General features: G+C 43.2%; 1 protein-coding gene. It reads right to left on the bottom strand.

Going from position 1 to position 206, the window contains the following annotated elements:
* Positions 1–206, bottom strand: a 206-nt coding sequence (locus tag Q0954_RS34990; protein WP_299466975.1) for a transposase, incomplete at both ends; no start/stop codon positions are given.

Genomic DNA, 206 nt, shown 5'->3' with positions numbered 1-206 from the left:
GCATAGCCTCTGGTGGCTTGATAGTCAAATACAATACTTTGTTCGAAAGGGTCGTGGTAGACCCAAAAATAACCTTGGTGGGTAGCTCCTTTCTTTTCGGAAGTGAGCACCTTAATAGGAGTTTCATCCGCTTGGAGGTAACCTCGGTTTTTAATCTCGTTTACCAAGCTTTGGTACAACACCTCCAAACATTCAATGCCTCTTTT

Source organism: uncultured Microscilla sp. (assembly GCF_947493425.1).
In the GTDB taxonomy this organism is placed as follows: Bacteria; Bacteroidota; Bacteroidia; order Cytophagales; family Microscillaceae; genus Microscilla.
This window is presented reverse-complemented; position numbering and strand designations above follow the sequence as displayed.